At 71.5% G+C, this 12,594-nt stretch carries 12 protein-coding genes and 3 tRNA genes; 7 read left to right on the top strand and 8 right to left on the bottom strand.

Features of this window, described 5'->3' with window-relative positions:
• Positions 1–155 precede the first annotated feature (155 nt).
• On the top strand, positions 156–1,688 hold the full coding sequence (locus ACZ7H1_RS11280) for a N,N-dimethylformamidase beta subunit family domain-containing protein (protein WP_470785644.1): 1,533 nt from the start codon (positions 156–158) through the stop codon (positions 1,686–1,688).
• Between the two features lie 83 nt (positions 1,689–1,771).
• Positions 1,772–2,689, top strand: coding sequence for a phosphoribosylaminoimidazolesuccinocarboxamide synthase (locus ACZ7H1_RS11275; protein WP_470785642.1), 918 nt, complete (start codon positions 1,772–1,774; stop codon positions 2,687–2,689).
• Positions 2,690–2,734: 45 nt separating this feature from the next.
• Here ACZ7H1_RS11275 and ACZ7H1_RS11270 read toward each other — a convergent pair.
• The 8 genes from ACZ7H1_RS11270 to ACZ7H1_RS11235 all read right to left on the bottom strand — a co-directional run bounded on the left by ACZ7H1_RS11270 (position 2,735) and on the right by ACZ7H1_RS11235 (position 7,228).
• Positions 2,735–2,807 (bottom strand) — tRNA-Gly (locus ACZ7H1_RS11270).
• Positions 2,808–2,829: 22 nt separating this feature from the next.
• Positions 2,830–3,441, bottom strand: a complete 612-nt coding sequence (locus ACZ7H1_RS11265) for a response regulator (protein ID WP_470785640.1) — start codon at positions 3,439–3,441, stop codon at positions 2,830–2,832.
• A complete protein-coding gene (locus ACZ7H1_RS11260) occupies positions 3,438–4,694 on the bottom strand; it encodes a sensor histidine kinase (protein ID WP_470785638.1) in 1,257 nt (418 codons plus the stop codon). Before ACZ7H1_RS11260 ends, ACZ7H1_RS11265 begins: the two co-directional genes overlap by 4 nt.
• Positions 4,695–4,758: 64 nt before the next feature.
• Positions 4,759–5,538, bottom strand: a complete 780-nt coding sequence (locus ACZ7H1_RS11255; RefSeq protein WP_470785637.1) for an ABC transporter permease — start codon at positions 5,536–5,538, stop codon at positions 4,759–4,761.
• Positions 5,535–6,458, bottom strand: a complete 924-nt coding sequence (locus ACZ7H1_RS11250; RefSeq protein WP_470785636.1) for an ABC transporter ATP-binding protein — start codon at positions 6,456–6,458, stop codon at positions 5,535–5,537. Before ACZ7H1_RS11250 ends, ACZ7H1_RS11255 begins: the two co-directional genes overlap by 4 nt.
• A 141-nt stretch (positions 6,459–6,599) precedes the next feature.
• Positions 6,600–6,672 (bottom strand) — tRNA-Gly (locus tag ACZ7H1_RS11245).
• 79 nt (positions 6,673–6,751) lie between these two features.
• A tRNA-Gly gene (locus tag ACZ7H1_RS11240) sits at positions 6,752–6,823 on the bottom strand.
• Positions 6,824–6,910: 87 nt separating this feature from the next.
• Positions 6,911–7,228 carry a histone-like nucleoid-structuring protein Lsr2 gene (locus ACZ7H1_RS11235; protein WP_470785634.1) on the bottom strand — a complete coding sequence of 106 codons (318 nt, stop codon included), beginning with the start codon at positions 7,226–7,228 and terminating at the stop codon, positions 6,911–6,913.
• Between the two features lie 320 nt (positions 7,229–7,548).
• Here ACZ7H1_RS11235 and purS point away from each other — a divergent pair, with 320 nt between their 5' ends.
• The 5 genes from purS (at position 7,549) to ACZ7H1_RS11210 (ending at position 12,572) form a co-directional block, all read left to right on the top strand.
• A complete protein-coding gene (gene purS, locus ACZ7H1_RS11230) occupies positions 7,549–7,800 on the top strand; it encodes a phosphoribosylformylglycinamidine synthase subunit PurS (protein WP_008740952.1) in 252 nt (83 codons plus the stop codon).
• A gap of 2 nt (positions 7,801–7,802) precedes the next feature.
• A complete protein-coding gene (gene purQ / locus ACZ7H1_RS11225) occupies positions 7,803–8,483 on the top strand; it encodes a phosphoribosylformylglycinamidine synthase subunit PurQ (RefSeq protein ID WP_470785632.1) in 681 nt (226 codons plus the stop codon).
• On the top strand, positions 8,480–10,729 hold the full coding sequence (purL, locus tag ACZ7H1_RS11220) for a phosphoribosylformylglycinamidine synthase subunit PurL (protein WP_470785630.1): 2,250 nt from the start codon (positions 8,480–8,482) through the stop codon (positions 10,727–10,729). The genes purQ and purL overlap by 4 nt, the downstream gene beginning before the upstream one ends.
• Before the next feature lie 179 nt (positions 10,730–10,908).
• Complete coding sequence (locus ACZ7H1_RS11215; RefSeq protein ID WP_470785629.1) at positions 10,909–11,703, top strand: maleylpyruvate isomerase family mycothiol-dependent enzyme; 795 nt, start codon at positions 10,909–10,911, stop codon at positions 11,701–11,703.
• Positions 11,704–11,759: 56 nt separating this feature from the next.
• The gene (locus tag ACZ7H1_RS11210) at positions 11,760–12,572 is read left to right on the top strand and encodes an META domain-containing protein (RefSeq protein WP_470785628.1); all 813 of its coding nucleotides are present in this window, start codon (positions 11,760–11,762) and stop codon (positions 12,570–12,572) included.
• The last annotated feature ends 22 nt before the right edge of the window (positions 12,573–12,594 follow it).

Raw genomic sequence — 12,594 nt, 5'->3', positions numbered from 1 at the left:
CCTCGCACAGGTAAACGGATGTCAAAGTTCCGGTCACGTCAATTCGCGACGAACGGTGACGGAGTGCGTGCGTTATGTGATGTGCTGGGACCGATCGCGGACAACCGCGCACCACGGCGGCAGCACGCGTCCGGGGAGCGAGGGAGGGGAGCGGAATGGGTGCCGACCAGATCCGGCGTTGGGAATCAGGTGCCCTCGCGCACGCCGTGACGGACCCCTTCGGCCAGGGCCCGCTCCCGTGGTTCCGCGGCAGCGAGCTGTACTTCGGCGACACCGGCCAGGTCGTCCCCTGGTACGTCGATCCCGTGGCCGCCGTCGCGGACGGCGAGCAGAGCGAGGGCGGCGAGGGCCGCCGGACCGCCACCGCCGGGGCGGTCCCGGCCCCCCGGAGCCGCCCCGGCGGCCCCCGTACCGCCGACGACGTCCACCGCCAGATCAAGGGCTTCTCGTCCACCGGCGCGGTCACCCCCGGCGAGGCCGTCGACTTCCACATCACGGTCGACCCGCCCCAGCAGTTCTCCGTGGACATCTACCGCATCGGCCACTACGGCGGCGACGGCGCCTCCAAGGTCCACTCCAGCCCGCGGTTGTCCGGCATCGTCCAGCCCGCCCCGCTCACCGCCGACCGCACGGTCTCCTGCCACCACTGGTGGCTCTCCTGGAGGCTCCAGGTGCCGTCCTACTGGAGCTCCGGCGCGTACGTCGCCGTCCTGACCACCGTCGACGGCTTCCGCTCGCACATCCCCTTCACCGTCCGCGACGACCGCCCGGCCGACCTCCTGCTGCTCCTCCCCGACATCACCTGGCAGGCGTACAACCTCTACCCGGAGGACGGCCGGACCGGCGCCAGCCTCTACCACGCGTGGGACGAGGACGGCCGGCTCCTCGGCGAGCGGGACGCGGCCGTCACGGTCTCCTTCGACCGCCCCTACGCCGGCGCCGGACTGCCCCTGCACGTCGGCCACGCCTACGACTTCATCCGCTGGGCCGAGCGCTACGGCTACGACCTCGCCTACGCCGACGCCCGCGACCTGCACGCCGGCCGGATCGAGCCCGCCCGCTACCGCGGCATGGTCTTCCCCGGCCACGACGAATACTGGTCCGCTCCCATGCGCCGGGCCGTCGAGGCCGCCCGCGACGGCGGCACCTCGCTCGTCTTCCTCTCCGCCAACACCATGTACTGGCAGGTCGAGCTGTCCGCCTCGCCCTCCGGAGTACCCGACCGGCTGCTCACCTGCCGAAAACGCCGCGGCCCCGGCCGCCCCGCCCTCTGGCGCGAGATCGACCGCCCCGAGCAGCAGCTCCTGGGCATCCAGTACGCCGGCCGCGTCCCCGAGCCCGCCCCGCTGGTCGTCCGCAACGCCCGCCACTGGCTGTGGGAGTCCACCGGCGCGGGCGAGGGCGACGAACTCGACGGCCTGGTCGCGGGCGAGGCCGACCGCTACTTCCCCCGCACCCAGCTCCCCGAGCACCACAGCCGCATCCTGCTCGCCCACTCCCCGTACCGCGACGGCGACAGCGTCCGCCGCCACCAGGAGACCTCGCTGTACCGGGCGCCCAGCGGCGCGCTCGTCTTCGCCTCCGGCACCTTCGCCTGGTCCCCGGCCCTCGACCGCCCCGGCCACGTCGACGAGCGGATCCAGCGGGCCACGGCCAATCTGCTCGACCGGATCTGCAAGCGCGACTGACCCGCGCGCCCGACCCCCGCGCCCCACCGGGGTCGCGGGTGCGGGAGAATCGGTGTGCTCAGACAGAACCACAGGGAGACACCGTGTCCGGATTCGTAGAAAAGCCCGAGCCGGTTCAGGTTCCGGGCCTCGTCCATCTCCACACCGGCAAGGTGCGCGAGCTCTACCGGAACGAGGACGGCGATCTCGTGATGGTCGCCAGCGACCGCATGTCGGCCTACGACTGGGTGCTCCCCACCGAGATCCCCGACAAGGGCCGGGTCCTCACCCAGCTCTCCCTCTGGTGGTTCGACCAGCTCGCCGACCTGGTCCCGAACCACGTGATCAGCACCGATCTGCCCGCCGGCGCCCCCGCCGACTGGGCCGGCCGCACCCTGGTCTGCAAGAACCTCGACATGATCCCCGTCGAGTGCGTGGCCCGCGGCTACCTGACCGGCTCCGGCCTCGCCGAGTACGAGCAGACCCGTACGGTCTGCGGACTAGCCCTCCCCGAGGGCCTGGTGGACGGCTCCGAGCTGCCCGCGCCGATCTTCACCCCGGCCGCCAAGGCCGAGGTCGGCGAGCACGACGAGAACGTCACCTACGAGGAAGTCGCCCGCACCACCGGCGCCGAGACCGCCGCCCTGCTGCGCCAGACCACGCTCGCCGTCTACGGCCGCGCCCGGGACGTCGCGCGCGAGCGGGGCATCATCCTCGCGGACACGAAGTTCGAGTTCGGCTTCGCCGCCGACGCCGACGGCGGGACCACCCTCGTCCTCGCCGACGAGGTGCTGACCCCCGACTCCTCGCGCTTCTGGCCCGCCGACCAGTGGCAGCCGGGCCGCGCGCAGCCCTCGTACGACAAGCAGTTCGTCCGTGACTGGCTCACCTCGCCCGCCTCCGGCTGGGACAGGAAGAGCGAACTGCCCCCGCCGCCGCTGCCCGCCGAGATCGTCGAGCAGACCCGCGCCAAGTACATCGACGCGTACGAGCTGCTCACCGGCACGGCCTGGAGCCACTGAGACGCGCAGAAGGCCCCGGTCTGATGACCGGGGCCTTCTGATCTGAGCGGACGACGAGATTCGAACTCGCGACCCTCACCTTGGCAAGGTGATGCTCTACCAACTGAGCCACGTCCGCATGCGCCGTAGCGCGAAGCCCACTATACCCAACCTCGCTCCCGGGCGAGACGCACTGCCGTGTGCCGGTTCTCGGCGCCCAGCTTCGAGGCGGCCGAGGAGAGGTAGTTCCGGACCGTTCCGGGCGACAGCGCGGCCCGCTCCGCGATCTCCGCGACGGGTGCTCCGCCGGCGGCCAGTTCCAGCACCTGGGCCTCCCGCGGGGTCAGCGGCGAGTCCCCCGCACTGATCGCGTCGGCCGCCAACTCCGGGTCCACGTAACGCCCTCCGGCGTGCACGGTACGGATGATCTCGGCCAGCCGCTGCGCCGAGACGGTCTTCGGGGCGAACGCCCGCACCCCCGCCGCCAGTGCCCGCTTCAGGTGCCCGGGCCGCCCGTGACTGGTCACGATCATGGTCCTGCAGCCGGGGAGTTCGGCCCGCAGCGATGTGGCCACACTCACACCGTCCGCGCCCGGCATCTCCAGGTCCAGCACCGCCACGTCCGGCCGGTGTGCCCGCGCCATCGCGAGCGCCTCGGGCCCCGACGCGGCCTCCGCGACCACCAGCAGGTCGTCCTCCAGCGCGAGCAGCGCCGCCAGCGCCCCGCGGATCAGATGCTCGTCGTCGGCCAGCAGCACGCGTACGACGCTCATGCCTGCGCCTCCTGCCCGGCGAGCCCGTACCCGGTGCTCCCCACCCGCGGGACCTGCCCGGGAACCTCCGCGCGCAGGCGGAACCGGCCCCCCGCGACCGGCCCCGCCTCCAGCGTGCCGTCCAGCACCGCGAGCCGTTCCCGTAGTCCCACCAGGCCCGAACCGGGCCGGCCGGACGGCTCGGACGGCGCGCCGTCGTTCTCCACGACGAGTGTCAGGGGCACCCCCGCGCCCCCCGACAGCCCGATCGTGCAGCTGCGCGCGTCCCCGTGCCGCAGGACGTTCGTGGTGGCCTCGCGCACCACCCAGCCCAGCGCCGACTGCACCTCGGCCGGCAGGCCGGGCACGGCGGTGAACGACACCCGGCAGTCGATCCCGGCCGCCGCGAGCACCCCGCGGGCGCCTTCCAGCTCCACCGCGAGATCCGCCTCCCGGTAGCCCCGGACCACGTCGCGCACCTCCCGCTGGGACTCCTGCGCGATGCGCTGCACCTCGATCATCTGCTCCACCGCCTCGGGCCGTTCCCGTCGCGCCAGCTGTACGGCCAGCTCGCTCTTGAGCGCGATCACCGCGAGATTGCGGCCCATCACGTCGTGCAGGTCGCGGCCGAACCGCAGCCGCTCCTCGGCGACCGCGAGCTGCGCCTGCAGTTCCCGCGACCGGTCCAGCTCCCACACCGTCGTCAGCAGCCAGGCCGAGAACCCGCAGGTGAAGCTCAGCAGTCCGGCGCCGACCAGGATCCCGACGGCGTACCCGACCGCCTCCGCCACGGGCAGGCCGAGCGCCACCACCACCAGCGCCGTGCCGAGCGCCGCGGCCGGAGCCGCGTACAGCATGTGGCGGACCCGGCGCAGGGTGAGCACCAGCGATCCGCAGGCGAAGCAGACCAGCGCCCCGGTGATCGTCGGCGCCACGGCGGACTGGTCGAGGTGACCGGTCGCGCGCAGGGCGAGCACGCCCGCCGCGGCCGCCGCGGTCAGGACGGCGACCGCCACCGCCAGCCGTACCGGCCGCTCGCCCCGGTCCACCACCCAGTCCAGGGCCTTGGCGGAGAGGACCCCGCAGAGCACGGACTGGAGGCAGCCGAGCACGGTCAGCGTCGTCGCCAGGGCCGGTGACACGCCGTTGGCGAAGGGGTTGGGCGCGATCGTGAAGATCTCGATCAGCACGAAGAAGTGGAAGGACCAGCGGGTGTAGAGCTCGATCTTCGCCGCCTGCCCGCGGTTGCTCCACCACCCGGTCAGCTTCGACATGTCCCCGTCCCCCTGGTCCTTCGTCCCCGTGCGTCCCCGTGGCCGTGCGGTCCCCGTGCCCGGCTCAGCGTCGCGGTTCCCAGCGGAACCAACGCTGGACAGCAAACACGGTGATCGCGATCCAGGCCAGCGTGGTGATCATGCCGGTCAGCAGGTCGCCGTCGGGCTGCACGCCGAGCCAGCCGGCCCGTACGAGCTCCATCGCACCGCTCAGCGGCAGCAGTTCGCACACCGACGCGACCACGTCCGGCAGGACCTCGCGCGGCAGCATCATCCCGGACCCGAGGGCCGAGAGGAGGAAGAACGGCAGGGTGGTGATGCCCGCGCTTTCGACGTTGCGGGTGATGACGGTGGTCACGGCGGCCGCGGCGACCAGCAGCGCGACCGCGGCCAGGATGCCGAGGACCAGCAGTTCGGGGCGCTCGGGCGCCGGGATGTCCAGGGCCACGACCCCGCCCGCGGCGAGGACCAGGCACTGCGCGAGGCCGATGGCCGTCGAGGGCAGCGCGGCCCCCGCCAGGATCTCCAGGTCGGTCGCCTCGCCGGTGCGCAGCCGCTTGAGGACCAGCTCCTCGCGGCGGGCGGTGTACGCGGAGACCAGGCCCATGTAGACGACGAGGATCAGGATCAGCCCGGTGCCGCCGATGACGGTGGCGGCGCCGGTGCCGTTCGGCAGGTCGTCCTTGCTGATGCCCGACAGCGAGGACTGGAGGACGAAGACCATCAGCAGCGGCATCAGCAGCGCGATGAACAGGTTGTTCTTGTTGCGGGTGAGCAGGGTCACCTCGGCCCGGCTCAGTGCGGCCAGCCGGCCTGCGGCTCCGGGAGAGACGAGCGCGGTCATCGGACACCTTCCGGAGTGCGGGAGGCGATCTCCAGGAACGCCTCTTCGAGGGAGGCGGAGCGGGCGTCGAGCCCCTCCAGCCGTACGTCGGACTGCTGGGCCCAGCACAGCAGTTCGGTGAGGCTCTCCTGGAGCCGCTCCGTGCGGATCTCGACCCTGGGGCCGTCTGCCGCGGCCTTCAGCGAGAGCGGCAGCCGGGACGCCGGGACGTCCTGCGGCAGCTCGAAGCGGATCCGGGCGGGGCGGGCGGCGGTCACCTCGGCGGGCGTGCCCGCGGCGACGATCTCCCCGGCGTTCAGGATGGCCAGCCGGTCCGCCAGCTCCTCGGCCTCTTCCAGGTAGTGAGTGGTCAGCAGCACCGTGGTGCCCTCGGCCCGCAGTGCGCGGACCAGCTCCCAGGTGTCCCGCCGGCCCTCGGCGTCCATGCCGGTGGTCGGCTCGTCGAGGAAGAGCACCTCGGGCCGGCCGAGCAGCGCGAGCGCCAGGTCGAGCCGCCGCCGCTCCCCGCCGGACAGCTGCTTGATCCGTACGCGCGACCGGGCGCCCAGCCCGACCAGCTCCAGCACCTCGCCGCCGGGGCGGGCGCCGGTGGTGCAGCCGCGCCACATCCGGACGGTCTCGGCGACCGTGAGGTCGGCGGGGAATCCGCCTTCCTGGAGCATGACGCCGGTCCGCGGCCGGACCGCGGCGCGCTCGGTGTACGGGTCGTGGCCGAGGATGCGGATCCGACCGGCCGTGGGCTTGGCGAGGCCCTCGAGCAGTTCCACGGTGGAGGTCTTCCCCGCGCCGTTGGTGCCCAGGAGGGCGAAGATCTCGCCCCGGGCCACGGAGAAGGTGATGCCGCGGACGGCCTCGAAGCCCCCCGAGTAGCCGCGCCGCAGCTCCTCGACCTCGATGACGCTGTGGTCGGTGTCAGTCATGACTTCAGCTTCGCGGCGGGCCGGGGCCCGTTGCAGTGCGCGCTGTCATCGGCGGCGATGACATTTGTCATCGGGGCCGGGCCGCCGAATCGCGGGGAAACGCAGAAGGCCCCGGTCTGATGACCGGGGCCTTCTGATCTGAGCGGACGACGAGATTCGAACTCGCGACCCTCACCTTGGCAAGGTGATGCTCTACCAACTGAGCCACGTCCGCATGCCGCCAAACAGCTTTCACTGCTTGGTGCGAGCATCACTCTACCGTATCCACCGGAGTGGTTGGCAAAGCGATGCAGAGCGGGTGACAGGAATCGCACACTGCGCCTTCCCCCTGGAAGGGGGATGTTCTGCTACTGAACTACACCCGCACGACTTCGGGGCTTTGACCTGCGGCCTCGCCCCTCGGCGTGATCCACACACTAGCGGATCCAGTGGGGTGGTTGGCAAATCGGCGGTCAGTGGGCCTCGTTGTACGCCTCGTAGACCTTCTTGGGGATGCGCCCGCGGGGCGGCACGTCGAGCTGGTTGGAGCGGGCCCACGCGCGCACGACCGCCGGGTCGGGTGCGAGCGAGGTGTGCTTGAACGCCTTGCCGGAGCGAGCCTGGCGGCGCCCGGCAGCCACGTAAGGCGCGAGGCTCTTCCGCAGTTGCTTTGCGTTGGCGAGATTGAGGTCGATCTCGTACGACTTACCGTCCAGGCCGAAGACCACCGTTTCCGCCGCTTCTCCGCCGTCGATGTCGTCGGAGATCGTGACTACTACGCGCTGCGCCACGGATATCGGTCCCTTCGTGCGACCCTCGCTGCTCTGACGTGCTGCGATGTCGACTGTATGGATGTTTCGGAACAATGCGCCTTTGGGCAGGATTCCCCGTGGATTCCTTTGTACCGCGATTACCGGCGCATTGTGAAGCCCAATTAATCCCGCCCGCGTGTCCCGCCGCAATCCCGTGCGCGTGGTTTTCCTGGTGATTTTGCGGAGTGTTGGTGAAGCCGAAACCGCGGGGCCGGCGTACTCCCGAGATATCTACCCGCGTAGAAATTTCTGGCGGGTACGCTGATGTCACCGCCTTCGCACCAACCACCACACCGGGAGTGCCAGTGGCACGCGTCGTAGTCGACGTCATGCTCAAGCCGGAGATCCTCGACCCTCAGGGCCAGGCGGTGCAGCGTGCACTGCCGCGCCTTGGCTTCGAGGGGATCGCGGACGTCCGTCAGGGGAAGCGCTTCGAGCTCGAGGTCGAAGGGCCGGTCGACCAGGCCGCCCTCGACCGCATCCACAAGATGGCCGAAACGTTCCTCGCCAACACCGTCATCGAAGACTTCACCGTGAAGGTCGAGGCCTGACGGTGACCACTCGCATCGGAGTCGTCACGTTCCCCGGAACGCTCGACGACCGTGACTCGCTGCGCGCCGTCCGCCTCGCGGGCGCCGAGCCGGTCTCGCTGTGGCACCGCGACAAGGACCTCCACCAGGTCGACGCGGTCGTCCTCGCGGGCGGGTTCTCGTACGGCGACTACCTGCGCGCGGGTGCCATCTCCCGCTTCTCTCCGGTGATGGAGACGATCATCGAGCAGGCGAAGGCGGGCATGCCCGTCCTCGGCATCTGCAACGGCTTCCAGATCCTCACCGAGGCCCACCTGCTGCCCGGCGCGATGCTGCGCAACAACCACCTGCACTTCATCTGCCGGGACCAGAAGCTCCGCGTGGAGAACGCGGACACCGCCTGGACCGGCGACTACGAGCAGGGCCAGGAGATCTCCGTCCCGCTCAAGAACATGGACGGCCGCTACGTCGCCGACGAGCACACGCTCGACGAACTGGAAGCCGAGGGCCGCGTGGCCTTCCGCTACCTCGACGTGAACCCGAACGGCTCGCTGCGCGACATCGCCGGCATCACCAACGCCGCGGGCAACGTCGTCGGCCTCATGCCGCACCCCGAGCACGCGGTCGAGCCGCTGATCGGGACGGGCGCCACCGACGGCCTCCCGTTCTTCACGTCGGTCCTGAAGAAGCTGGTCTCCGCATGAGCCTCGACACCGTCAAGCACGCCACCGAGACCCCGGACGCGGCCCAGCCGTGGAAGGAGCTCGGCCTCAAGGAAGACGAGTACGACCGGATCCGCGAGATCCTCGGCCGCCGCCCCACGGGTGCGGAGCTGGCCATGTACTCCGTCATGTGGTCGGAGCACTGCTCGTACAAGAGCAGCAAGGTCCACCTGAAGCAGTTCGGCGAGAAGACCCCCGAGAACACCGCGATGCTCGTCGGCATCGGCGAGAACGCCGGCGTCGTCGACGTCGGCCAGGGCTACGCGGTCACCTTCAAGGTCGAGTCGCACAACCACCCCTCGTACATCGAGCCCTACCAGGGCGCGGCGACCGGCATCGGCGGCATCGTCCGCGACATCCTCGCCATGGGCGCCCGCCCGGTGGCCGTGGTCGACCCGCTGCGCTTCGGCGCGGCCGACCACCCCGACACCAAGCGCGTCCTGCCGGGCGTCGTCGCGGGCATCGGCGGCTACGGCAACTGCCTCGGCCTGCCGAACATCGGCGGCGAGGTCGTCTTCGACGAGTGCTACCAGGGCAACCCGCTGGTCAACGCCGGCTGCATCGGCGTCATGAAGCACGAGGACATCCACCTCGCCAAGGCCTCCGGCCCCGGCAACAAGGTCATCCTCTACGGCGCCCGCACCGGCGGCGACGGCATCGGCGGCGTCTCGGTCCTCGCGTCCGAGACCTTCGACGACACCAAGCCCACCAAGCGCCCCGCCGTCCAGGTCGGCGACCCCTTCCAGGAGAAGCTCCTCATCGAGTGCACCCTGGAGATCTTCAAGGAGAAGCTCGTCGCGGGCATCCAGGACCTCGGCGGCGCCGGGCTCTCCTGTGCCACGAGCGAGCTGGCCTCCGCCGGTTCCGGCGGCATGCGCGTCGAGCTGGACACCGTCCCGCTGCGCGACGCGACCCTCTCGCCCGAGGAAATCCTCATGAGCGAGTCGCAGGAACGCATGTGCGCGATCGTCGAGCCGCAGCACGTCGAGCGGTTCATGGAGATCTGCGAGAAGTGGGACGTCATCGCCACCGTCATCGGTGAGGTGACCGACGGCGAGCGCCTGGAGATCTTCTGGCACGGCGAGCAGATCGTGGACGTGCCCCCGGGCACGGTCGCCCACGAGGGCCCGGTCTACCACCGCCCGTACGCCCGCCCGTCCTGGCAGGACGCCCTCCAGGCCGACGACGCGAACAAGCTGCCCCGCCCGCAGTCCCCCGAGGAGCTGCGCAGGCAGGTCCTCGCGCTGGTCTCCTCCCCGAACCAGGCCTCCAAGTCCTGGGTCACCGACCAGTACGACCGCTTCGTGCAGGGCAACACCGTGCTGTCGCAGCCCGAGGACGCGGGCATGGTCCGCATCGACGAGGAGTCCAACCTCGGCGTGGCCATGGCGACCGACGGCAACGGCCGCTTCGCCAAGCTCGACCCGTACACCGGTGCCCAGCTCGCGCTGGCCGAGGCGTACCGCAACGTCGCCGCGACCGGCGCCAAGCCGCTCGCCATCTCCGACTGCCTGAACTTCGGCTCGCCCGAGGACCCGGCCGTCATGTGGCAGTTCGCCGAGGCCTGCCGGGGTCTCGCCGACGGCTGCCTGGAGCTCGGCACCCCGGTCACCGGCGGCAACGTCTCCCTCTACAACCAGACCGGCGACACGGCGATCCACCCGACCCCGGTCGTGGCGGTCCTCGGTGTGATCGACGACGTCAACCGCCGTACGCCCATGGCGTTCGCGGAAGAGGGCCAGCTGCTCTACCTGCTCGGCGACACCCGCGAGGAGTTCGGCGGCTCGGCCTGGTCCCAGGTCGTCCACGACCACCTCGGCGGCCTGCCGCCCCAGGTCGACCTGGGCCGCGAGAAGCTGCTCGGCGACATCCTCATCTCGGCCTCGCGCGACGGCATGATCGACGCCGCGCACGACCTGTCCGACGGCGGCGTGATCCAGGCGCTCACCGAGTCCTGCCTGCGCGGCGGCAACGGCGCGCGCGTGGTCGTCCCCGAGGGCCTGGACGCCTTCACCTTCCTCTTCTCCGAGTCGGCGGGCCGGGCCATCGTGTCCGTACCGCGCAGCGAGGAGCTCCGCTTCACCGACATGTGCGGCGCCCGCGGGCTGCCCGTCACGCGCATCGGTGTCGTGGACGGCGAGGAGATCGAGGTCCAGGGCGAGTTCAGCATCCCGCTGGCCGAGCTCCGCGAGGCCCACGAGGCCACCATCCCGGCGCTGCTCGCCTGATCGTCCCGGCCGCCCCGCCCTCGGGCGCCGGCGGCCGGTCCCGGTGCCCCGCCCGCCACAACGGAGGGCGGGGCACCGGTGTACTCGGGGGCGGGTGGGATCCCGTACTGCGGCCCGGAAGCCCTGGACGGCCTCGACGACTCCGCCGCGGCGACCGACCCCCGGCTACGCTCGCTGCCATGCCCCCGGCCAAGAAGACCCGCGCCCGCCGCTACGACCCCGCCCGGACCCGCGAGGCCGTCCTCGCGCAGTTCGCCCTGGTCAGGGAGGGGGTGGCGGGGCTCACCGCCGAGCAGCTCGCCCGGTCCACGCACCTGGACGGCTGGACCGTACGCGACCTCGCCGCGCACATCGCGTGGACCGTCCGCTCGCTCGTGGACGCCGCCGGGCGGCCCGCCCCCGCGCGGGCGGAAGTGACCGTACTGGACTGGCCGTTCGCCACCGCCGCGCTCGCCGGGCGGATCGCCGAGGTGGCCCGGGAGACGGCGGCGGGCGAGGACCTCGGCGAGCTGTACGCGACGACCGAGGCGGGTTTCCGCGAGCTGCTCGACGCCCTGCCCGACGACCGGCCGCTCCAGCTGCGGATCGGTGCCATGGCGCTCGGGGACTTCCTGGTCACCCGGACCGTCGAACTGGTGGTCCACACCGACGACCTGAACCGTGCGGCCGGCCTCGCGGTCCCCTTCGACCGGCAGGCGCTGGCCGCCTGCACCCGGGTCCTCGCCGACGCCCTCGCGGCCAAGGCCCCCGGCGGCTCGGTGGAGGTGCGGATCCCGCCGTTCGCCGTCGTCCAGTGCGTGGAAGGGCCCCGGCACACCCGCGGTACGCCGCCCAACGTCGTCGAGACCGACCCGCTGACCTGGGTCCGGCTGGCCACCGGGCGGACCGGTTGGGCCGAGGCGCTCGCCGACGCGCAGGTCAGCGCCAGCGGCGAGCGGGCAGACCTGGCGCCCCTGCTCCCGGTGATGGGCTGACGGAGGATCCGCCCGGCGGCACGGAACCGGTTCGCGGGACCGTACGTCACACCGGCATGCGAATCCTCCGCCTTGCCCCCGCGGCCCTCGTCGCCGCCCTCGCCCTCACCGGCTGCGGCAGCAGCAACGGTACGGACGCCGGCGCCGATGCCGGCACGGCCCCCAAGGAGGCCCTGACCGGCGTCAAGTGGAACGTCGAAAGCGTGACCGTCGGAGGTGAGAAGACCGCTGCCCCCGCCGGAGCCGACCTGCTCGTCGAGGGCAAGGAGGCCAGCGGTCACTACGGCTGCAACAGCTTCACCGCCGACGCCACCGTCGACGGCTCCACCCTGACCGTGAAGCCCGGCGCCACCACCACGATGGCCTGCGACGACATGGACTTCGAGACCCTCTACGCCGGCGCCCTCACGGGCAAGCTGACGGCCAGGACCGAGGGCGACAAGCTGACCCTGACCAACGCCAAGGGCGACGTGATCAGCCTGACCTCGCAGGCCGTCGCGCCCCCGAAGACCGCCAAGCTCACCGGAACCCGGTGGACCGTGGACTCCGTGATCGGCGGCAGCTCGCCGCTCGACAGCGTCTCCAACGTCCCCGAGGGCAAGTCCTTCTTCACCATCGGCCAGGACGGCAAGGTCCAGGGCAACCTGGGCTGCAACAAGTTCAACAGCACGGCCAAGATCGCCGGTGACACGGTCACCTTCGGTCCGGTCGCCGCGACCCGGATGGCCTGCACCGGCCCCGAGGGCGCGACCGAGAAGGCGCTGACCGAGCTGCTGTCCGCCGGCAAGCTCACCTACAAGATCGACGGCGGCACCCTCACCCTCACCGCGGAGAGCGGCAAGGGCGTGGGCGCCAAGGCCAAGCAGTAGGCCGCCGGCAGTAGCCCTTGAG

The organism is Streptomyces sp. NPDC037401, from assembly GCF_055602345.1.
The sequence above is the reverse complement of the archived record's forward strand: the minus strand, read 5'-3'. Positions and strand labels throughout refer to the sequence as shown.